At 65.0% G+C, this 20,070-nt stretch carries 30 protein-coding genes; 6 read left to right on the top strand and 24 right to left on the bottom strand.

Annotation, left to right across the window (positions count from 1 at the left end; genetic code table 11):
* Positions 1 to 8 precede the first annotated feature (8 nt).
* The 12 genes from P1K30_RS23295 to P1K30_RS23240 form a co-directional block, all read right to left on the bottom strand.
* Positions 9 to 386, bottom strand: a complete 378-nt coding sequence (locus P1K30_RS23295; protein WP_275635144.1) for an HK97-gp10 family putative phage morphogenesis protein — start codon at positions 384 to 386, stop codon at positions 9 to 11.
* A 32-nt stretch (positions 387 to 418) separates the two neighbouring features.
* The gene (locus P1K30_RS23290; RefSeq protein WP_275635143.1) at positions 419 to 832 is read right to left on the bottom strand and encodes a DUF3168 domain-containing protein; all 414 of its coding nucleotides are present in this window, start codon (positions 830 to 832) and stop codon (positions 419 to 421) included.
* A 15-nt stretch (positions 833 to 847) separates the two neighbouring features.
* On the bottom strand, positions 848 to 1,366 hold the full coding sequence (locus tag P1K30_RS23285) for a hypothetical protein (RefSeq protein ID WP_275635142.1): 519 nt from the start codon (positions 1,364 to 1,366) through the stop codon (positions 848 to 850).
* 25 nt (positions 1,367 to 1,391) lie between these two features.
* Positions 1,392 to 1,760 (bottom strand): head-tail adaptor protein, encoded by a 369-nt coding sequence (locus P1K30_RS23280; RefSeq protein ID WP_420852189.1) that lies wholly within the window; start codon positions 1,758 to 1,760, stop codon positions 1,392 to 1,394.
* Positions 1,760 to 2,317 carry a head-tail connector protein gene (locus P1K30_RS23275; protein WP_275635140.1) on the bottom strand — a complete coding sequence of 186 codons (558 nt, stop codon included), beginning with the start codon at positions 2,315 to 2,317 and terminating at the stop codon, positions 1,760 to 1,762. Before P1K30_RS23275 ends, P1K30_RS23280 begins: the two co-directional genes overlap by 1 nt.
* A gap of 6 nt (positions 2,318 to 2,323) precedes the next feature.
* Complete coding sequence (locus tag P1K30_RS23270) at positions 2,324 to 2,521, bottom strand: hypothetical protein (protein ID WP_275635139.1); 198 nt, start codon at positions 2,519 to 2,521, stop codon at positions 2,324 to 2,326.
* Between the two features lie 63 nt (positions 2,522 to 2,584).
* The gene (locus tag P1K30_RS23265; protein WP_275635138.1) at positions 2,585 to 3,046 is read right to left on the bottom strand and encodes a hypothetical protein; all 462 of its coding nucleotides are present in this window, start codon (positions 3,044 to 3,046) and stop codon (positions 2,585 to 2,587) included.
* Between the two features lie 99 nt (positions 3,047 to 3,145).
* Entirely contained in the window at positions 3,146 to 4,429 is a 1,284-nt protein-coding gene (locus P1K30_RS23260; RefSeq protein ID WP_275635137.1) for a phage major capsid protein, read from the bottom strand.
* Between the two features lie 90 nt (positions 4,430 to 4,519).
* A complete protein-coding gene (locus P1K30_RS23255) occupies positions 4,520 to 5,431 on the bottom strand; it encodes a S49 family peptidase (RefSeq protein WP_275635136.1) in 912 nt (303 codons plus the stop codon).
* The gene (locus tag P1K30_RS23250) at positions 5,421 to 6,743 is read right to left on the bottom strand and encodes a phage portal protein (RefSeq protein WP_275635135.1); all 1,323 of its coding nucleotides are present in this window, start codon (positions 6,741 to 6,743) and stop codon (positions 5,421 to 5,423) included. Before P1K30_RS23250 ends, P1K30_RS23255 begins: the two co-directional genes overlap by 11 nt.
* Positions 6,744 to 8,474, bottom strand: a complete 1,731-nt coding sequence (locus P1K30_RS23245) for a terminase large subunit (RefSeq protein ID WP_275635134.1) — start codon at positions 8,472 to 8,474, stop codon at positions 6,744 to 6,746.
* 3 nt (positions 8,475 to 8,477) lie between these two features.
* Positions 8,478 to 9,005 carry a resolvase gene (locus tag P1K30_RS23240; RefSeq protein WP_275635133.1) on the bottom strand — a complete coding sequence of 176 codons (528 nt, stop codon included), beginning with the start codon at positions 9,003 to 9,005 and terminating at the stop codon, positions 8,478 to 8,480.
* Positions 9,006 to 9,142: 137 nt separating this feature from the next.
* Here P1K30_RS23240 and P1K30_RS23235 point away from each other — a divergent pair, with 137 nt between their 5' ends.
* Entirely contained in the window at positions 9,143 to 9,292 is a 150-nt protein-coding gene (locus tag P1K30_RS23235; RefSeq protein WP_275635132.1) for a hypothetical protein, read from the top strand.
* A 424-nt stretch (positions 9,293 to 9,716) separates the two neighbouring features.
* Here P1K30_RS23235 and nusG read toward each other — a convergent pair whose 3' ends face one another.
* From nusG to P1K30_RS23190, 9 genes are all read right to left on the bottom strand, one after another.
* Positions 9,717 to 10,334, bottom strand: a complete 618-nt coding sequence (nusG, locus tag P1K30_RS23230) for a transcription termination/antitermination protein NusG (protein ID WP_275635131.1) — start codon at positions 10,332 to 10,334, stop codon at positions 9,717 to 9,719.
* Positions 10,331 to 10,924 carry a hypothetical protein gene (locus P1K30_RS23225; protein WP_275635130.1) on the bottom strand — a complete coding sequence of 198 codons (594 nt, stop codon included), beginning with the start codon at positions 10,922 to 10,924 and terminating at the stop codon, positions 10,331 to 10,333. Before P1K30_RS23225 ends, nusG begins: the two co-directional genes overlap by 4 nt.
* Positions 10,925 to 10,936: 12 nt before the next feature.
* Positions 10,937 to 11,596: a helix-turn-helix domain-containing protein gene (locus P1K30_RS23220; RefSeq protein WP_275635129.1), complete on the bottom strand. Its 660-nt coding sequence runs from the start codon at positions 11,594 to 11,596 to the stop codon at positions 10,937 to 10,939.
* On the bottom strand, positions 11,593 to 12,081 hold the full coding sequence (locus P1K30_RS23215; RefSeq protein WP_275635128.1) for an NUMOD1 domain-containing DNA-binding protein: 489 nt from the start codon (positions 12,079 to 12,081) through the stop codon (positions 11,593 to 11,595). Before P1K30_RS23215 ends, P1K30_RS23220 begins: the two co-directional genes overlap by 4 nt.
* A gap of 9 nt (positions 12,082 to 12,090) precedes the next feature.
* Positions 12,091 to 12,363: a hypothetical protein gene (locus P1K30_RS23210; RefSeq protein ID WP_275635127.1), complete on the bottom strand. Its 273-nt coding sequence runs from the start codon at positions 12,361 to 12,363 to the stop codon at positions 12,091 to 12,093.
* A 64-nt stretch (positions 12,364 to 12,427) separates the two neighbouring features.
* Positions 12,428 to 13,438, bottom strand: coding sequence for a ParB/Srx family N-terminal domain-containing protein (locus tag P1K30_RS23205; RefSeq protein WP_275635126.1), 1,011 nt, complete (start codon positions 13,436 to 13,438; stop codon positions 12,428 to 12,430).
* A gap of 25 nt (positions 13,439 to 13,463) precedes the next feature.
* On the bottom strand, positions 13,464 to 13,664 hold the full coding sequence (locus tag P1K30_RS23200) for a hypothetical protein (protein ID WP_275635125.1): 201 nt from the start codon (positions 13,662 to 13,664) through the stop codon (positions 13,464 to 13,466).
* Position 13,665: 1 nt separating this feature from the next.
* Entirely contained in the window at positions 13,666 to 13,893 is a 228-nt protein-coding gene (locus P1K30_RS23195) for a hypothetical protein (RefSeq protein WP_275635124.1), read from the bottom strand.
* Positions 13,890 to 14,291: a hypothetical protein gene (locus P1K30_RS23190; RefSeq protein ID WP_275635123.1), complete on the bottom strand. Its 402-nt coding sequence runs from the start codon at positions 14,289 to 14,291 to the stop codon at positions 13,890 to 13,892. Before P1K30_RS23190 ends, P1K30_RS23195 begins: the two co-directional genes overlap by 4 nt.
* Positions 14,292 to 14,410: 119 nt before the next feature.
* Between P1K30_RS23190 and P1K30_RS23185 the strand changes: the two genes are divergently transcribed.
* The gene (locus P1K30_RS23185) at positions 14,411 to 14,734 is read left to right on the top strand and encodes a hypothetical protein (RefSeq protein ID WP_275635122.1); all 324 of its coding nucleotides are present in this window, start codon (positions 14,411 to 14,413) and stop codon (positions 14,732 to 14,734) included.
* A gap of 14 nt (positions 14,735 to 14,748) precedes the next feature.
* Here P1K30_RS23185 and P1K30_RS23180 read toward each other — a convergent pair whose 3' ends face one another.
* Positions 14,749 to 14,979 carry a hypothetical protein gene (locus tag P1K30_RS23180; protein ID WP_275635121.1) on the bottom strand — a complete coding sequence of 77 codons (231 nt, stop codon included), beginning with the start codon at positions 14,977 to 14,979 and terminating at the stop codon, positions 14,749 to 14,751.
* Positions 14,980 to 15,065: 86 nt separating this feature from the next.
* Between P1K30_RS23180 and P1K30_RS23175 the strand changes: the two genes are divergently transcribed.
* The 3 genes from P1K30_RS23175 to P1K30_RS23165 all read left to right on the top strand — a co-directional run bounded on the left by P1K30_RS23175 (position 15,066) and on the right by P1K30_RS23165 (position 17,372).
* Entirely contained in the window at positions 15,066 to 15,356 is a 291-nt protein-coding gene (locus P1K30_RS23175; protein WP_275635120.1) for a helix-turn-helix domain-containing protein, read from the top strand.
* A gap of 238 nt (positions 15,357 to 15,594) precedes the next feature.
* Positions 15,595 to 15,948 (top strand): hypothetical protein, encoded by a 354-nt coding sequence (locus P1K30_RS23170; RefSeq protein WP_275635119.1) that lies wholly within the window; start codon positions 15,595 to 15,597, stop codon positions 15,946 to 15,948.
* A 338-nt stretch (positions 15,949 to 16,286) separates the two neighbouring features.
* Positions 16,287 to 17,372, top strand: a complete 1,086-nt coding sequence (locus P1K30_RS23165; RefSeq protein WP_275635118.1) for a tyrosine-type recombinase/integrase — start codon at positions 16,287 to 16,289, stop codon at positions 17,370 to 17,372.
* 255 nt (positions 17,373 to 17,627) lie between these two features.
* Here the strand turns inward: P1K30_RS23165 and P1K30_RS23160 are convergent, their stop codons facing one another.
* Positions 17,628 to 17,831, bottom strand: a complete 204-nt coding sequence (locus P1K30_RS23160) for a hypothetical protein (RefSeq protein ID WP_275635117.1) — start codon at positions 17,829 to 17,831, stop codon at positions 17,628 to 17,630.
* Positions 17,832 to 18,149: 318 nt separating this feature from the next.
* Between P1K30_RS23160 and P1K30_RS23155 the strand changes: the two genes are divergently transcribed.
* On the top strand, positions 18,150 to 19,586 hold the full coding sequence (locus P1K30_RS23155) for a calcium-binding protein (protein WP_275635116.1): 1,437 nt from the start codon (positions 18,150 to 18,152) through the stop codon (positions 19,584 to 19,586).
* A 137-nt stretch (positions 19,587 to 19,723) separates the two neighbouring features.
* On the opposite strand, the gene P1K30_RS23150 is transcribed toward P1K30_RS23155, so the two are convergent.
* A complete protein-coding gene (locus P1K30_RS23150) occupies positions 19,724 to 19,927 on the bottom strand; it encodes a hypothetical protein (protein WP_275635115.1) in 204 nt (67 codons plus the stop codon).
* Positions 19,928 to 20,070: the final 143 nt, after the last annotated feature.

Genomic DNA, 20,070 nt, shown 5'->3' with positions numbered 1-20,070 from the left:
AACCTCCATTAAGATTTCTTGAAGCCGCGCTTCACGGCCCGTTTGATGTTTGACCGCACCCGCGATCGCTCCGCCCGCCACGCGGGATAGAAGAACGGGTTTGCAGCCATGTTGACCGTCCCGAACTCCTGAAACCGCGCATAGAACGCCCTTCCGCCGCCCGCGTAGATCGTGATCGCGATCTCGTCCTGGGCGATGCCACCTCGGACCTTTCCGACCGTGATCGACCCCTTCGGCGCGTCGCCCCAGGTCCAGCCGATCGACTCGATCAGCTCCCGCGTCGCACCAACGGGCGCGAATGCCCGCATCAACTTGACGACCTTGTCGGCCTCTTTCTCCAGCTGCTTTGTCAGCTCGAGTCGCACGATCTCCGGAATGTCGCGCATTCGGCGTTTGAACCCGGCGACACCCTCAACCATCAGAGCCGCTCGACGGTCGCCTCGAAGGACACGACGCCGTGGCCCGTCTCCCCGTCCGGATCCTCGAACACCCGCACCCGCGCGACGCGGCCGGAAGTGATCGCGAAGGGCAGCGCCGCATAGATCGGCACCTGGTGCAGCGCGTCCCGCACCGCCTCCGCCAGATCCCGGCACGGTCCCAACCGACCATCGGCGCGCGTCCAACAGTCGATTTGGAAGAACAGGTCATCGGCCGGGACGCAGTCGGTCTCCGCATCGAGGCCATCCGACGGCCCGAAGGTGATCCGCGGAAACCGGTTGCGGGCGCTCTGAGGCACCGCATCGAAGATGCGATCCCCCACGATCTCTGTCACCGCCGGCGACGATAGCAGCGCCTCATAGATCGCCGCCTGTAGTGCCCGCGTCGGGCCCATCCCCAGCGGCCGCCGTTATGCGCTGCGGGCAATGATTGCGATCTGGTAGGTCGCGTCACCGCCGGCGCCCGCCGAGATCCGCAGCTCGTCCGTCGAGCCGGCACCAACCGTGCCAATCCCTGCAACATCGCCCGCGGCCAGGAGGAACACTCCGCCAGGTTTGATCGGCCCCACAGTCGGGCTGGTGCCGCCCAGGAACCCCTCGAAGGCGTTGGATGCGCCGCCGATGGTCAGGTCGGAGAGGTTCGGCTCGCCCGAGATCGGACCATTGATGACCAGGATCGCGACGATCTCGGCTGCCGCGATCGTCGCGCCGAACGCATCCGCCAGAACCCCCGACAGATCCAGGTCATCATTGCTGGACGCCGAGACGGTCCGCTCATCGACGAACAGGATGTCCGCCTGACCGGCGCCGGTTCCGCTGGCCAACTGGATCGCGGCCGCGACCGTCGGCGTGAAGCGGTCACCACCGAAGTCGCTCGAGCCTCGCTGGCTTGCAGCCAAGCGGACGCTCAGATCGCAAGAGAGTGTCATGAAGGTTCCCTTTCCTTGTGTCGCGTCAGTAGCCGACGCCGGTTTCGCAAGTGATTTCCAGCCAGGCGCGATCCTCGGAGAGCACCGGCGGCGCCTTCACGGCGTAGACGCCCAGAACGGCGGAACCGTCCGAGGCATAGGTCACCCGATTGATGTCGCGCATGCGCCAGTCGGTCGTAATGCGCCGGGCGCGCGGCGTGGCCGGCACAGTCACGACCACCGGCTGCCGCCCCTCGAGCCGCGCGGCCTGCACGGTCTCGCCCCCTCGCAGGTAGCGAAAATGCGCTGGCGTCTTGAACACCTCGGAAAAGCCAGCCTCCTGGCCACCGGATCCGTCCGAGGTCGAAACCGGCTCATCGAACGCCACCCGCTCCCGACAGCGGCCAAGGTGCATCACATCCACAGGATGAACGGGCGCAGCGTTCTGCGCACGGCCTCGGTCATTCCACCGTCGGCAGCCTGATCGCCACGGTGCAATAGCAGGTGCGCCACATGGCGGCGCACGGCATGCAGGATCTCAGGCCGCACGTCGGAGGCCGCGTCGCCGTAGCCCACTTTGACGTCGATCTCGACGTTGCCAGGCTCGCAGGCCGGCACCGGCCAGACTTTGCCCGGCGCCGCGACCACCCTGCGCCCGGTCAGGCGATAGACATCGGAAGCGACCGTCACCCAACTTCCGTCGGAGGACAGGTAGCGCACCTCCACGACCTCCTGCACCGGCGCGACCGGGATCTCGATCGAGCAGAACCCATCCCGCGTCCAGGTCACGGTCTGCGTCAGGAGACGCAGCCGCGTGTACGTCTCGACATCAGCGCGCGCCGCGGCGATCAACTCGCCGATCAGCGCGTCCTCGTGGGTTTCGTCCTCGAACTTGCGAAGGTGCTGCCGAAGGACCGGGTCCGCCGCAGTCAAGGGTTCCTGGGACGGCGGCGTGATCGTGGTGAGCGACACGATGCGTCAGCTTTTGCTGCGACGCTTGGTCGGACCCGCAGGCACTGCGATTCCGCGCTCGATGAAGTGCTGCGCGGACCGGTCCTCGAGCGACTTGCGCGCCCCCTTGCGGAACCACGTCGCCTTGTCGGTGCCGCGATGCTCATCCTGCACCTCATGGTCACGCAGGAACTTCACCACCGTCTTGCCGTTCTCGTTTGCCATAGCCCTTCTCCTTCAGGTCGGACCGCGCCGGGCAGGCGCGGCCGAGTTACTGCGAAACAGGGCTTAGACAGTGACGATCTCGGCGACGCTCGCCAGATCGTTGTCCGACGCCGGCCCATAGCGCGGGTCCATGCAGATCACGAGCGCGCCAAGGTCGCACGACGCGGTCGCCACCGTCACCGACAGCCGAACATGGGTGAAGTTGTTGGCCAGATCGAGATCCTCGCCGTAGCACTGGATCACGGCCTGCTTGTCGGAATCGTCCGTGCCGCCCTGCGACAGCTCGGTGATCGCCGCGCCGGCGATGTCCTTCGCCCCGCTGCCCGACGCATCGGTCGCCTGCTCGAGCTTGGCGTTGACGGTCGCGCTGGACCCAAGGGTGCCCGCCATCACGGTCGCCATGATCAGGCCGAACTTCGACATCGGGATCCAGCCGGTCGTCACGGTGCCGGCAGCCGTCACATCCGGATCGATCACGCCGACGACGGCGGCTCGATGGGATGCAGGAGTGGTTTTCTGAACCATTGTGAAAGTCTCCGATTGGGTTTCTGGAAGGAACCGCCCCGATGGCCGGGGCGGCTGCCAAGCGTTCGTCGGCGCGCGGTCGCCGCGCGCCGGCGTCCGTTACGCCCGCTCTGCCAGCGCGACGAAGTGCGACTTCGTGGCCGTGCCGTTGTGCGGCGAGACCGGCGCCGACAAATGCGGCTGACCGCCGTAGCGGAACACCCACCGGAAGGCCTGCGTGTTGTAATCGAAGTACAGGTGGATCGAGGTCGCGTACTTCACACCCGACGCCCGACGCGCGCCGTAATAACCACGCGGCTGGATCAGCTGCAGGTCGCCGAGATCGCCAAGGGTCTTGGCGTACTCGGACAGCCGCAGCGGCAGACCGAGGATGAAGCCGTTCGGCGCGCCGGCAAGTCCGTTGGGCGGCAGCCAGACCGGCTTGTCGCCGAGGGTCAGCGTCATCAGCTGCGGAAGGATATCGCTGTTGCCCAGCCAAAAGGGCTGCGACCCCGGCACCATCAGCAGACGCGAGTACATATTGACGATGTTCTCGGTAGCCAGGGTGTCCGCCGATTGGCCGGATTCCTTCGGCACGGTGACCATCGCCGGAGAGTTGAACCAGCCGAGCGGCTGGCCGACACCGGTGCCCTCGACGATCGCCAGGTTCTTTTTCCACGCGATCGCCTCTGCGGCCTTACGGGACAGGCGCGCGTTTAGGCGCGGCGCATCCTCCAGAAGCTCTTCGCTGGCAAGCGCCAGGGTGTATAGCTCGTGCAGCGGAACGTTGCGCTCCTGGCCGGCCAGCTTCGAGGCCGTCATCTGCGAGCCTTCCGCCCGCCAGTAGGACTCGATGCCAGTCGCGCCCCACGGCGTCGACTCGTCGGCCAACAGCTTGACGCTGCGATTGGCGGTCGGCTCTTCGTCGATCATCGGGCCGAACTCGTCGAACTGGTTCACCAGTTCCCAGATCTCGTCGCGATGAGCCGGCGGCAGCATGTAGCCCTCGCCGGAGGTCGTCCCGCCCTCGTGGCTGTTCGCCAGGGCGACCAGCCGCTCGTCCCGATCGCCACCATGCACGGCCGCGTGAACCGCAACAGCGAACTCGCCCAGGTCGGCGAAACCAGCCGTGGTTTCCGGGTTCAGATCGCGGACCGTCGTGCCGCCGGCCGGCGACAGCGTGGTGCCAGCCGCCAGGCCACCCAGGATGCGCTTGCGCGCCTCCATCTTCTCGGCCTCCTTGATGTCCGACTGGACGGCCTTGATCTCGTCCTCGATCGCTTCGAACCGCAACTCTTCCTCGGCCGTCAGACCCCGCTCCGCGGACTCTGCCGCGTCGAGAATCTTGGTGCCTTCCGCCTGCAGCTCAGCGAGGCGCTTTTGCAGTGCAGCCTTTTTACTCATGCCAGGCTCGCTCCTCTGTTACCGGGGGAAAATAGCCGTCAACAGCGCGCCCGGCGCACGCCGCATCGGAAAGACCAAAGGTCTGGGAATTCAGAGCAGCGCCATCCGGCGCCGCGCCAGCGACGTGTTCGTGGGCTTGCGCCCCGACGCGACACGCTGGAGGGTCTCCTCGAAGGTCGCCACGCGATCGGCCATCCGTAGCGACACGGCGGTCTTCGCATTGTAGGCCCGCCCGCCGCCCATGTGTGCGGCATCCTTCTCCGGATCGGCGCGAACCACCGCGAGATCCACGCCGCGATTGCGGGCGACTGCGCGGGTGAACATGTCGTAGGCATAGTCCGCCGAGGCCTGCCGGTGCTTCAGCGCCGCCTCGTCCAACGGCCCGACGGCGCCCTCGGCCTTCCGGGCGCCGGAACGGACCATCGTGCGCTTGACGCCCATTTTCTCTAGGGCAGCCGAGATGTCGTCGTGCATGCCGTAGACACCGATCGAGCCAACGTGTCCCGAGGGCGTAACCACCACCTCGTCGGCGGCCGATGCGATCCAGTAGGCCGCCGACGCCGCCATCGTGTTCGCGACAGCGATGATCGGCCGTCCTGCGCGGCGGGCCCGGTAGATCTTCTCGGCCGTCTCCGCCACCATGTCGACCGCCCCGCCTGGGCTGTCGATGTCCAGGACGATCGCCTGCGCATTCGCACCCGCCGCCGCTTCGTCGAAGGCTTTGCCGAATTGGTCCAGCGACGACGCCCCGGACATCCGGCCGAGCATGCCGGCGCGCGGCATGATGGTCCCCTGCAGGTTCAGTACATGGACGGTGCCGCGCCGGCCGGACACAGGCTCCGCCGCGTAGATCGGCTCGTTGTCCTCGCCCGCCCACTCGACGCCAGCGCCGGTCTCTGCCCGCACGGCCAGGAGCGCCACGACCTCTGCAGCCTTCTGTTCGTCGATCAGCCAGGTGCGCGACTGCACGGCGGCCAGGACACGGTCGATTTCATGCGGCATTTTTCACGAGCTCCAATCTCGGTTTCCCTTTCTTCCCGCCGACCGAGCCGCGCAGGAACGCGATCGACTTGTCGATCGCCTCGCGCTGCTCCGGCTTGCGCTCTTCGGCGCCGGCGCCCACCGGCACCATGTTCAGCGGCTCCATGTACCGATCGCCCGCCGGCCCGATGCCATTGCGGTGCTCCATCCGCAGGACGTCGTTGACGCTCATCCAGCCCCACTGCCGGGCGATCGAGTAGGCCTCATAGCGAGCCTTGATGTCGCCCCGCAGAAGGCTCTCGACGTTGAACTCGAAGTACTCGTCGGGCAGATCCAGCAGGAACTTCCCGACCGACCGCTCGATGAGCTCGAGGATCGGGCGCAAGGTGTCCGTGACGAACTCGAGCGACTGGTGCTCGATGTTGCTGAACGTCGCGCGATCGAGGATCCCGACCTTGTGCGGCGGCACACGCCACAGACGCGCAAGATCAAGCCAGAGCTCTTTGCGGGTCTCGAGGAACTGCGCCTCCTCCGCCGTCAGACCGAGACGGTGCGGCTTCATCCCGTACTCCAGCGCCATCGGCTGGTGCCGACGACGGCCAGTCAGGCGCCGGAGCATCGACCGCGTCCAATTTTCCTTGGACTCGGCGTCAGCAAAGTGCCCCTCCATCGAGAACGCGTATGCCGGCGTGGCGTCGTTCTTGAACAGGGTGTTCGCGTATCGCTGGAGCGCGATCGCGACTGCGACCGCCTCGCGCCCGTCGACCAAGATCGGTGACGTGCCTTTCAGATCGTCCATGAGCGGCGGCAGGGCGATATGCCAAACCTCGTCCGCGAGCAGGATGCGCTCACGGCCCCAGCGATCACGGAACCGATAGCGCCTCTCTCTCAGATCCGCGAGCTCCTCCACCACAACGCGGTGCGGCTCCATCCGCCAGAGCGCGACGACCTCGCCTCCCTCGAACACCTTCTCGGCGTAGAAATCGCCCTCGGCGCACAGGTCGTCGACCATCTGGTAGATGAAGTCGAAACCGGTCTGCCGCGGGTTCGGATTGCGCAGCAGCTTCGCCACCGGATGATCGACCCGCCGCTCGACACGATCCTCGCCAACGCGGCGGAAAACGCCGTTCTCAAGTCCGGCGACCGAGCCGGCCAGGAGCGACAAGCAGTTGCGCACCACCGGCACCTTCCGGGCCCGCGACACGCTGACATGAACGTCGATCTCGCTCGTCGCGCCGCCGTGGTCCTCGAAGAACCGATGGTCAGCCGCATCGCGCTGCGCGTCCTCGGCGGCCGACAAGCGATCACCGCCGAACAGTTTCAGGATGCCCATTCAAGCTACCTCATAGTCCGGACCGATCACGATCGCGCCCGTCTTGTTTGCCGCCACAGGGTTCCAGCTCATCAGCTGAACCGCGTCGAACAACGCCATGAGCGGGTCGATCTTCGCGGTCCCGCTCTGCGCTTTCGTCACGATGACTGCGTTGCCCCGAGCCTCGGTCTTCGCATTGCCGACGCACCACTCCATCAGCCGCTGCCCACCGTGGATCATCCGACCGTTCTTCAGCTTCACTGGCGTCGTCTTGATCGCGGCGTTCAGCTTGTAGCCCTGGCTGATCGCCCTGATATCCTCGATCCGGAACCCTTCGGCCACCAGCGCGTCGATGATCGACCCCACGCCCTCCGGGTCCATCCCGATGCCATCCTGCTCGGGGAAAAGGTTGGCATCCCGGATCCGCCGGCACAGCTCAACGATCTCGGGGTTTGCCTCGTCCTCGATGTTGTCGACCAGAACCAGATCGCCGGCTTCCGCCAGCGCCTCGAGCTCCGGCGCGATCGACTTGCGTAAGGTCAGCACGTCGCGATCGGCCCAGGCCATCGACCAAGCCTGCCAGATCTTGGTCTCGGCATGCCGCCCCAGGACGCAGAACCCCAGCAAATCGTCCAGTCCGCCGCCGTCGACGCCAGCAACGACCACTTCGGACGTCTCGAGGATGTCCTCGAAGCTCAGCCCCTCCCGGGTTGCTTGCTCCCAATAGTCAGCCCCGACCCACCGGCCGGTCTTAAGGCCGAGGCCAACCTGCACGTTCAGGTGCTGGCTGGCGAAGAGAGCCAGCGCCTCAGGACCGTCTGCCTCGGCCGCTGCAAGATCGTCGGCAAGATCTCGAGCGTGGATCGATCGCCCAAGGTTCGGGTTGACCATCGACCAGGTCGAGGGATCGCGCCAAGCTTCTGCCTCGGACATCTCGTCGGGCAGCTCGTACATGACCGCCAGCATCGGCAAAGCCAGCTTCCCGTCGCGGACGGCGCGCGCGCGCTGCAGCTCCTTCTCGAACTGGCCGGTCGGGCGCTCCTTCGACTGCGTCGTGATCTGCAGCATGAAGCCCTCGGGCCGAGACTTCAGGCCACCGCGGAGCTCGAGGAAAATCTGAGGCGCCTTTTGTTTGCTGCCCAGCACGTGCGTCTCATCGATCAGGATGATCGCTGCCTTGGATCCAGTGACGACGTCGCCGTCTGCCGACAAGATCTTGATCTCGCATCCGGTCGTGTGATGCGTGATCTTTTTCATCTGCCCCTGGACTCGAAACAGAGCCTTTAGGTCCGGATCCAGATTGATGATCCCGGCGGCCTGCCGATAGGCGATGCCGGAGATTTCCTGCGTCGGCGCGATCAGAATCGCTTCGGCATTTGGCCGCTCGTTCAGGATCGCCGCTGTCACCACGATCGCGGCAGCGATCGCCGACTTCCCGTTCTTCTTCGGCACCAGCAGGAAGAACTCTCGGATCATGCGCCGCTTGGTTTCGGGATCGTAGCTTCCGAAGATGACCCGCACGAAGTCGAACACCCAGTCGTCGCAAACCTCGCCATAGGTTGGCGTCCCGATCAGGTCCGGCACCTTCAGGCGCTTGAAGATCCTCAGCGCCTTGTCCGCGACCGCATCGAACAGCGGCAAATCCGGAATAAGCGTCAGCCGGTTCGTTATGCGGCGTTCCCAGTCCGGTAGCGCGGTCGACCACGCCGGGTCGGGCGCGAACCCGTCATCAATCTGGACTGCGTCGAGCATGTCCTAGTGCTCGTACCCGGGCTTGAGGTCGAACCCCCATTCGCCGTCGGTGTCTCCGACCGCGACGCGCTGCGCCTCGCGCCGCGCCTGCTCTTTCTTACCCAGCGGCTCCGACTTCAGTTTGCCCTTGTCGGGATCCGCCGTCAGCCGAGCAGAGGCATTCATCGCGTCGTTCTTTTCGACCATCTGGTTCAGCAGGCGCATCGCCCCGACGTTTCCGCCGAAGGCCTGCTCTGCGGTGATCATCATCCGCCGGGCATCCAGCCGATCGCGCGCACGGTCGCGCTCTGCCAGCTCGGATCTAAAATACCGCTTCAGCGTCGGGACGCTGATCGACTTGCCGGTCCGTGGATCAAGGATGCACCCCGCGATCCTCTCATTCCCCCAGCCCATCGCCAGTAACATGCTGACGCGGCGCGCATTTTCCTCGGTCCGCTCAAACCGGGGCCGCCCGCGCTTGCCCGCGCGGCAGTAGACCGGGTCACCCCAGAGGGTGTAGCCGATCACGTTGTCCCGATTTTCATCGCCCATCAGAAAAAAATCTCCGCATGTTGGGGGCGCGGGTCTGGGGAAATGGGCCGATTCTGGAAATCGCACCCCCCTCCCCCTGCCCAGGGCCGTCACTTCGACTGGCGTCCGCCCTTCTCGAGCGACTGCTTGACCCGATCGTGGTACCGCTTACAGACCGACCAGAGGTTCCGACGATCCCAGAACAGAGCCTCGTCGCCACGATGCGGGCGGCGATGGTCGACCACCGCACTGTCAGGATGCACTCGCCCTTCGACCAGCATGTGGGGCCGATCGCAGGCCTGACATAGCCAGTCGTCTCGATCGAGGATCTCAAGCCGCAGGCGTTGCCAGCGCGCGGTGTGTGTCCAGCTCGGCGACCGACGACCGGGCGCTTCCTTGGCCTCGTCCTCAGCTGGTGAGCGCAGGCGACCAGCTGCAGGCTTGAGCCTGCTCGGCATTCCCCTTCCGGCCAGTCGACCCACGCTCACCTCACCGTCCACGTTCACGAGATCACCTCGCACCCATAGTCCAGAAACGACGAAACCCCGCTCTATGGCGGGGCTTGTCGGGAGAGTCGGGACGAGTTTCGGGCGGGATGAACCGAGCGTTTTTTCAACCGGCCCTCGCCGCCCAGCAGTCGGGGCGCTGCCGCTCTATACGCGGGGGCTGGCCGACCAGAGGCTATGGGCAGGCACGCTATGCGGGCAATTGCGAAACTGTCAACATGGAATTTCAGCCGCTCAGCTTCACCAGGTCGTCAGGCGACGCGGAGACCAACGCCTCCCTGCCGAACAGCTCGAGCCGCACCTTGGCGCCATTCCACTTGTCCACGGCCACGATCTCGCAATCGAAACCCGCGAACACACCCGCCTTGAACAGCGCCCGGTCACCCGACTTCAGCTGCCGTGCAGCCCTTAGTTTTTTGGCTTCCAGCCCCTGCCTTTGCCGAATGGCCTGATCGACCCTTCGCATGTCGTGCAGGCGCCGCAGCTTGGACACGCCCAAAATGCCCCACTGCCCACTGCTGGTCCGAAGCGCATCGCTTATGAACGGGCTCCCAAGCACTCGGTGACCCACAGGTTCGCCGGGAAACCTGGCGAACACATAGCCCGGCAGATAGCAGCTGGTGACCTCACGGCGCGTCCCCTTGACCTGAGTCACCCGGCTTGTCACCGGGTGGAAGGCATAGACGCCACGCTCCGACAGCCATCGCTCGGCGGCGTTCTCGCGCTGCGGGCGGCACCGCAACGCGTACCAGCGCGGGACGCCGAGGCGCACGATTTCCCTGCCATCGCGATCGCCGGGTTCGGCGACGTCGCCCACCTCGACCTCAAGCCAGTGCCTGGTCATCGCCGCTCCTCGGCGTCAGCCGGCTTCATGATCGACTTGACCACCGCGATGCGGTCGGCGTGCCACGCCAGCAGCTGCTCGTCGTCCGGCATCGCGACCCCACGATCGACGCGGCTTCTGGCCATCGATATATTCCGGCGGCGCTCCTCGGCCTGGCGCCGGATTGCTGCCTGGGCGCCGTCCATCGTTGGTGGTTTCTTGTACTTCTGGATGAACTCGAACGTTTCGACGAGAGTGTCATCCTCCGCTGCCCGGGCACCGGCCGAGGACCGGAACCACGACAGCATCGACGGGATCTTTTCGATCGGGCACGGCTCGATCAGTTCTGCGTAGGCGTAGATCATCGCCCGGGGCGGCCACTGGTCGCGCTGTTTACCCTGTCCCTTCGACTTCATGAAATCGAACAGGGTGCGCAGACCGTCGTCGCTCATGTAGGTCAGCGCATCGACCATGCGCGTCTGCTTTGCGCGGAACGTCTCGTCGTCCATCCGGCGCGGCCTTCGGAACCCGAGTTCATCCATCGGGTCGCAGAACAGCCTGCGCACCCTGCCTCGCTTCGTTTCTTCCACGCCTGTCTGCTCGTCGGTCATCGTCGCCTCCTGTCAGGCGGGCACGGCAGGCAGGTCGATGCCACGTTGCCGCAGCGCCTCCCGGCCAACCAAGCCCTCTCTCAGCATGAACTCCGCCAAAGCCAGCGAGACGGCAGAAGGCGGCACGTACGCCTCGGGATCTGCGATCTTCGCTGCCCAGAAATGCGCTGCGCCCTCGAGCGTTTTTCCGCCCGGCGGCAACGCGCGCCTGGTTCCTTTCTGGTTCTTTACAGGTTTGTCTCCAGTGGGCTGGAGACGGGATCGGCCATTTTTTGGAGACGGGATTGCCGTTTTTTTGGAGTCGGCTCCGTCTCCAGTTTTTGGAGTCGGCCCGTCTCCAATATCTGGAGTCGGCCCGTCTCCAGTTTCTGGAGACGGCTCTTCCGGATCGGACAGTTCGAAGCCGAGGACATAGAGCGTGCTCAACTGCTTCTTTGTGCGACCATCGAACCGTCGTTCGCGGCGCACGAGGCCCCGGCCCTCCATCGCCTTCAACGCGTTGTTCAAGGTGCCATTCGAGACCCCGGTCGCCCGCAAAAGGTACTCCTGCGACGGGTAGCAACCGGCACTTGGGTTATGGCAATCGCACAGGTGGAACAGGATCCGAAACTCGCTGTTCGACAGCGATGCCGGATCCAAGTCCGCCAACCATCGGTTCGCCTTGTGGCTCATGCCGCACGCCCTCGTTCCGCATCGCGCTTCGCGGAAAGCCGCATGGCGGCTGCCGTGATCTCCTCCAGGCCGCGCCGGGTGCGTTTTCGCAGCACCTGCGACACGTACTCGCCCTGAAACCCCAGCTCGAGGCTCGCGGCCCGCATAGAGGGGAATGTCAGCCCGCCGATCGTCACCGGTTTCGCCCGGTTTCTCGGATGCGACCGCTTCACGCCAACTCGATCGACGTCACCCTCGCCGAGCGCCTTGTAGATCGTATTCGCCCGCACCTTCAGCGCGCGAGCCGCGACGCGGGCCGACGGATACACCCGGCCGCGGATCCGCACCGGTAAGGGCTCGGGATGGCTGCCCCCGGTCCCGCAGCGGTGCAAGGTGCCATTTCGGATGCACATGCGGACGTTGTCTGGCGTCACACCAAGCGCCACCGCCGCAGCCCTAGCATCAGCATAAACGACGCCGCGTATCTCGATGTTCTTGTAAATCATTTGCCCCACTTACGACCCCCTGCTCGCCTTCTCTTTCGACCACCAATCTTCGACCTCGCGCTGCAGCTGCTTGCCCGCCGCCCCTGGCCGGAAAGCCGCCACGCCATCCATGAAGTGCAGGATCGCCGCCGCCAGCGGATGGCCGGCCGGCAGCCGCAGCGCCTCGCGCGCCAGGCGCAGCTGCTCGGACATTTCGAGCATCCCCTGCTCCGCGTTCTCGGCGGCGCTCAACGCGTCAAACGCGAGCGCCGCCGCCTTGCCCTCATTCGCGTCTCGCCCCATCGTGTTCTCCCAGCGCCGCGTCGCACGGGTGGGACTTTGCCCTTCACCCGCGCGACGACCTGCCTCAGATCCCCATAGCCCGGCGCTTGCCTGCTTCAGCGAAGCTCGACAGCTTGCTGCCCACCTTCGGCTTCGGCTCGCGCGCCAACGCCTGACCAAACGCTTCGTCCGCCCGGCTGACCGCCCGCGGCTCAGGCGTCACCTCTTTGGGTTCGATTGATGGCGGCGCCGGCAGTCGGGCTTTTTGAGGCGCCGCCGACCAAGTCGTGAGGGCTCGCTGGATCTCCAGCCGAAGCTGCGCCGCCCGCGGCCCGCGGTCGCCCGACGCCTTGCGTCGAGCGTCGACCCTTTGCTCGATCTCGAGCAGGTCGACATCCGCGAGAAACTCCGCCAGCGGCTTGTCTAGGAACTCCGGACTGGTCGCCAACGTCTCCAGCCAGGGGCGCAACACGTTCGCCGAGTACATCAACGCCTCGTCTACCGACGTGCTGTCGCGGATGGCTTTCAATCCCGCCGTCACGACATCCGCCTTGCCGCGCTCCACCAAGGTCCGGATCAGCGCGATCGCGAACACCTCACCCGGCTTCTTCTCCGGGCTCGACTTGTGAAGGGTCATCAACCGGCATCCCGACGCAGCGACCGCAGCCTCGGCCTTCACCGCCCAGGCCGTGCGCGCCGCCAACGCCGCCTTGTAGACGTGGAACAGGGTGATCTTGACGGTGTCGCCGTTGACGTGCGCGAAGGCAGCGGCCTGCTCCGCAGCCGACATCCGAACGATCATCGCCGGAATCCGGTCATAGCCCCGCATCAGCGCCGCATGCGCCCGGTGCTGGCCATCAATCACCGCGTACCGCCCGTCGACCGTCGGCGACAGCAGCACCGGCGTGAACCGCGCCCATGTGAACGCCGTCGCGATCGCTGTGATCGCCTTCCAGTTGGCCGTCAGCAGTGGCCGCTGGTAGGCGCCATCGATGACCAGGCTCTTGATCGGAACCCACTCCAGCGGCGGCTCCGCCTCGATATGGCCAGTGATCTTTGGCCGCGTTCCAATATCGATAGTCCGGAAATGCTCCATCGCTCTGCCTCCGCTGGCTTGAAACTCACCAATATGCAGCCTGAACGACGTCGGCCGGCTCGCCGCTCTCCGCGACGTCGGCATGGCGCACCCTGTCGGTCATGACGCGCACCCGCGATGCAGTGACACCGAACGCGCGGCCGATCGCCGAACTTGCCGCCCCGTCGCACCGCATCCCCAGCATACGCAGTAGGATCTCGTCGTCGTCTCTCGTCTTCTCGACCATGTCACCCAAGCTCCTCTGGCCACGGATCCGCGCGCTCAAGCATGTCGAGCAATCCGTTCGCCTTCGTGATGAACCGCACCCGCTCGACCGCCCGCATGACGTCGTCGGCCGTATCCGGCCAACCGTGTCGCCGCAGAATTGCAGCAGCGGTGCGCAGCTTGTCGCAGCCCTGTTCCGCCTGAACACGGACCGCCGCGAAACATGACTTGTCGTGGACCGCAGCCGTCATGCCTTCGATCCCTTTGCCAAAGCCCGCTCGAGCGCCTCGATCGCGGCACGCGCTTCCGCCAGCTCTTTTTGCGCGGCGCCCGTTTCACCAGACGCCACCAGATCGAGGACGGCCGGGGGCACGTCACCGATCTCGCGCAGCGCGGCTGCCGCGATCGCGTTCAGATCCGAAGTGCCATCCGCGTCGCGCCGGCGCCGGTGCATCACCTCTGTGATCGGCCAGCGGCCGAGCGCATCCTCGAGCCGCGCCGCATGGTCGATCGAGACAGCCGCCTGACCGCTGACCTCCTTTGAAACCGTGCCCTTCGAGCACTCGAGGAAAAACGCGGCAGCCTCGACCCCGCCGAAGTCGCGGACGAGCTGGCCGTAGAGCGATCGGATCAGGGGTGTACTGAACATCGGGAAACCGTGTTTTGTTGGGGAAAATGGCTGACACCGTCTAAGTCATGGCGTGGCAAGTGCGGTGCCGCGCGGAACATGCGAAGGTGAGTAACCAGTGAAAAAATTGGAGTTTCAGAATGCGACTTGCCGCACTCATCAGCCTTCTCCTCGCCCCACCTGCGGCCGCTCAACTCGCGATCGACCGAGACACCGCCTCGGCGATCATCGAACATGTCTGGACGGACCTGAGCTGTGGCGATTTCTTGGACGATACAGCCAACGCAGACACAGACGATGCCGCGTACCTGCAGCTCATGGCGGCACTGACCTACCTGGAGGCAGCGGCTCAGGGCGCGCAGGTGGACAAGGGGAAAACCCGGATGTTTCTCATGCTGGCCTGCATGTCCAAGCGCGATGCCGGGTTCTCCGACACCGTGCTCCAGATCGTTCGACCGCGATAGGCGACGAGCAGGCATCAGTCGCGCTCCGCACCAGCGCTTGCGGTCGGCGCGCGCCACTTGAATGCTGCTTCGGGGCAGCTGACCCCGCCAGCTTCACACATCTCCCGAATGCCGATGTACCACGCCGCCGGGAATTTCCCGGCCGTGCGCGCGGCACGCACCGCGTGGTGCGTGACTTCGAACCTTTTCTCGATCGCGTCGGAGCCGATCGCGTCGGTAATGCGAATGACATCTGCCTTGGACATACCTGTCAATTGCCAAATTATTTCGCATCTCGCAAGACAACATTCCAACGTTGCGCGAAATTTATTGGCAAAGGCATAACGGAACAATGAGCAGTGACCCGCAAAAACCGTTTGCCGACATCGCCGCACGCCTCGTCTGGCACCGCGAACTCGAAGGTATGACGCAACAGGAATACGCCGAACGGATCGGCGTCAAACGGTCACGACTGTCGCAATGGGAAGGCGGACATCATCGCTTGTCGCTCGACGGGGCACTGGCCTTGCGCCGCACGTTCGGATTGTCGCTAGATTTCATGTTCGAAGGCATCGACGACGCGTTGCCGATGACCCTGAGACGCGCCTGGCGCGATAGCCCGCGCGTTAGCCACTCCAGGTAGTCGATCGTAAATCCAGACCGCCTCGCACCCTCAATCAAGTCATCGTCTCGCACGGCAATACCCCCTTCTAAAACCGGCCCTCGAAGCTAAACGTGGTAAGGATTTTTGCAATCCTACATGCATGCGATGCGCATCTATGCTAAATTTTTTCGCCGATCGCGCTTGTCATGCGAAATTTCTTAGCATAGCGTCCTGATCAGCCCGGTAGCCCGCCCGGCAAAGCAACAGGAGCCGCGACTTGACCAAGACCCCGCACCGCCCCATTGCAATCGCCCGCGCCAAGCGGGTGATCACCGACCCCAGCCCGTCCGACACGCCGCTCCAGCGACGCATGAGCTGGGCCGTGCTCCGCCGCCAAAGGGATGCCACACCGGAAGAACTGGCCCAGCTCGACGAAACCCTGCCCCCCGCCGAGATCATTCAGCTGCGGCGGAGTCTCAAACTCACACGCCGGGTCGTCGCCCTCGCCGCGATTGTGTTGCTGACTTGGGTCGGCGCGGATCGCGGCTGGGGCGCGGTTACCGAACGCGTCGCGCGCAGCATCAATGCGCATACGCAAGTTTCCTATCTGTCCGGCGTCACTCCTCCCTGACGGACAGACCGGCCGGGCGGCAGATCCCCCACATTCCTGCTGTCGCCCGGCCAAACAGTTTGAATCCGCCACTCGCGGACCCCGGGCGCGGCGGGCGTGCCGCCCCGGGGAACCTTTCGCAGACACCGGAGGCTCTTGATCATGCAGACCGGCGCCCAGATCCTCGACGAGGGTCGCACCCCCGAGGAATGGTGCGAGATCTTCCGGGCCCGCCGGATGACGCTTTCAGCGCGCAGCCTGCGCGACCACGCGCGGCGCCTAGGCGCTTGCCATGTTCTCGGCAAGGGGGCCATGCTGATCACGCCCGCCCAGCTCGATCGCATACTAGAGGATCGCCAATGCCACTCGAACCGTACCGACGAGGCGAGACGTTCTGGGTCCGCGGCCGCATCGAGTATGACGGCCGCCCAATCACCAGCTACTACCGCCGCAGCACTGGCACATCTACAGAAGCAGGCGCGCGCGTCTGGATCGCCGAAGAAACCGATCGGCAAAGGCGTCGTCACCTCGTTGGAGACGAAGCGGAGGCGCTGACCTTTGCCGGCGCCGTCCTCCTCTACCCCGCCAAGCCCGCCGAAGCGAAGTATCTCGTGCCGATCCTCGAGGCGCTCGGCGACCGGCCCGTCGCCTCGATCACGCCCCGCGAAGTGCGCGAGCTCGCCGCCGCTCTTTACCCGACAGCCGCGACCGATACATGGCGCCGCCAGGTACTGACGCCGGTCAGCGCGGTGATCAACAATGCCCATGACAGCGGCTCTTGCCCACCGATCCGGATCCGCGGCTTCAGCGCCCAGGAACGCATCGACCAGGACCGCAGGCGTGGTGCCGAAAGCCGGCGCGAGCGGCAGCCGGCCGATCGCGAGTGGCTCGCCGCCTTCACCGCGGAGGCCGGCCCCTACCTCTCCACTCTTGCTGAATTCATGTTCGAGACAGCGGCGCGGATCGGCCAGGCCGTGGCCCTGAGACCGAATGACCTCGACCTGCCGCGCGGTCGCGTCTGGCTACCAGCATCCAAGGGCCACCCCGCTCAATGGGTCGCGATCTCGCCGGCGATGGTTGCGCGGCTTGCGAACCTTCCGGCGCGCGCGCCCTTCGATCGAAAGCGGGGCGTAACGCTGCCGCCCAACGTGTTCGGATACGCCAGCCGCACTGGACCGCTCAAAGCATGGCGGAGTGCATGCGCGCGCGCGGGGATCCCTTACATCGCGCCTCACGCCGCCGGGCGGCACGGCTTCTATACCGAGATGCGGGTGCGCCAGGGGCTTGATCCGGTCACCGCCGCGAAAGCCGGCCGTTGGTCGAACCCCGCTCTCCCGGACGCAATCTATGCGCACAGCGAGGCGGACGAGCGCGAGATCAGGAGCCGCGCCGGTACAAACCCTGTACAGCCAGCCCATGAATTTCGGCGCAAGGCTCGGAAATAACCGGCAGATTCGGAACAAGAAAGTGCCCTTGGTAAGGGAGAGGTCGAGAGTTCAAATCTCTCCGGCAGCACCAGTTTTCCAAATCAGATCAATAACGTCCGGCACGCCGCCCGCACCATACGACACGCGTGGAATTTCGTGCGCCCAGAACGAAAAAAACCCGCCGGCCCTGTTCGGGCGGCGGGTCAGTGTTTGCCTGGCCGGCGGTCCACCCCCATGCGGACCACCGGCCTTCAGTGCAGCAGCAGCAAAGGGTCAGGCACCGATTTCAGAGGCGAGCACAAGCTCACCCGCCTCGTAGGCCTCGGCGAGGGCCATAAGGTATTCGCGCCGCTGCCGCGGCGGGTGCGGCATGCCGGGGACAATCGGCATCTGAGCGGCGCGAAGGGCTTCGATACGATCGGCCACCGGGTGATTGACGACATCGGCAACGGTGAAGTCACGGGCAAGCATGGTCATCAGTCTGGTACTCCGATCGAGAAACGACGTCACCGGCGGGACGGGCCGGTTGGCCGTGGGTTGTCATCTGGGGCCTTACATACACGCGATTACTACTCTAACCGCCCCATGACTCACCTTGTACGCGAATTAATCACACCGGCATACATACCCCTTTGTACAGGTTCCTAAGTACAGGTACGCTCGTGCCCGACGCACCCGAACCGCCCGGCGCGGCCTGCCGCCGCGGATTCGCATAGTTAATCCGACCCGTCTCGGCTAACGCTGCCCGACGGAACGCTACGTTCGGTTCCTGCATCCACACTAAGGGAGAAAGTCATGGCGACCCTGCTGACCGGCAACATCACGACGGCGACCAGCATCGCGGACGGAGAGGACGTGTTCCTCGCACCGACGGCAACCGTCAACACGAGCGGGACTGCCTTCAGCTTCGCCACGGATGCCAGCGGCAGCCTGACGGTTGCCGGGATGGTCGTCACCTCGACGGGCGACGGCATCCGCATGACCGGGTCGGATACCCTTACGATCGCCTCGACCGGCAGCGTCTACGCGACAAGCGGCGACGGTGACGGCATCGATGTCAGCGGGAACAACAACAGGCTGATCGTTTCCGGCTATGTATACGGCGTCGACAACGGCATCGTCGATTTCGCATCGGACGGAGGCGAAACGATCATCACGTCGACCGGCACGGTTCAGGGGGGATCAAACAACGACCTGGCGACCGGTGACGCCGCAGCCTACCAGACCCGCGGACTTACCCACACGCTGCGCAACGACGGAACGCTGATCGCCGATCTCAACATTGCAACCGGTCGCTACATTGCCGTCGCGAACTCGGAAGCCGGCAACGGCGATGCCAATTTCAATGACGCGTTCGACGCCGACCTGACCTTCATCAACACCGGCCTCGTCATTGGCGACGTTCTGATGCAAGCGGGCGAGGACGTGTTCGACGGGCGCGGCGGCACGGTGCAGGGCACGGTGTACGGCGGGCTGGATAACGACCTTTATATCGTGGACGACGGTGCGGCCTCGCTGTTCGAAGCCCCCGGCGGCGGCGTGGACACGGTGCAAAGCACGGTCAGCTTCTCGCTTGCGGACTTCTTCGAGAACCTGACGCTGCTTGGGTCGGACGCCATCGACGGCGCCGGGAACGGGTCGCGCAACATCCTGACGGGCAACGCGGGCGCTAACGCGCTTTACGGCGACAACTCGCGCGACACCATCTACGGCGGCGCGGGCGCCGACACGCTGGATGGCGGGCGCGGCGACGACTACATGCTTGGCGGCACAGGCAACGACGTGCTGTTCGGTCGGGCTGGCGTCGACATCATGGACGGCGGCGACGACGATGATCTGCTGTTCGGCGGCATCGGCAACGACATCATGACCGGCGGCGACGGGGACGATACGCTTAAGGGTGGCGCAGGGGCGGACACGATGGACGGTGGCGCCGGGCAGGACATCTTCGTGTTCAGCAAGGTGTCGGACAGCCCCGGCGGAGGGTCCGACCGCATCAACAATTTCGAGGTCGGTCAGGATACGCTCGACTTCACCCAACTGGTGTCCGGCACGATGGAGGTGAACATCCTCGGCGGTTTTTCCGGCGGCGGGCAGGCCAGCCTGCGGACCTTCGAGAATTCCTATGGGGACACCATTGTGTTCGTCGACGCGGATGGCGACGGCGGGACGGACATGCGGATCGAGGTGAACCTTGTCACCGGCCTGACGGAAACGGATTTCTACGTCTAAGGCCGGACAGCCGATACAAGAAACCCGTCGGTCCGGTTCGGGCGACGGGTGCGGCGTTCGGAATGTCTTGGATCTTCTCGTCAGCCCGCCCCCCGATGTCCGGGGCTTGGCGGGCCGTCGTTCGTCGCGGGCGTATCTTACGCGCGCGGATCGGTCGAAAGGACCAGTTCGCCAGCCTCGAAAGCTTCGGCAAGGGCCATCAGGTATTCACGACGCTGGCGCGGCGGGTGCGGCATGCCGGGGACAACGGGCATCTGGGCGGCGCGCAGGTCTTCGAGACGGGCGGCCAAAGGCTTGGCGACAGCTTCGGCGGCGACGAATTCATGGGACAGCATGGTCATTATGCAAACACTCCGATCAGGATGAGGAAAAAGCCGATTTCGACGATCGGCAGGCTGAAGGACTTGAACATCGACATTTCTAAACTCTTCACTTGTCTAACCACCCCACGCCTCATCTTTTACGCGAATTCATCACCCCGGCA

Source organism: Psychromarinibacter halotolerans, from assembly GCF_029168315.1.
GTDB lineage: Bacteria > Pseudomonadota > Alphaproteobacteria > Rhodobacterales > Rhodobacteraceae > Psychromarinibacter > Psychromarinibacter halotolerans.
This window is presented reverse-complemented; position numbering and strand designations above follow the sequence as displayed.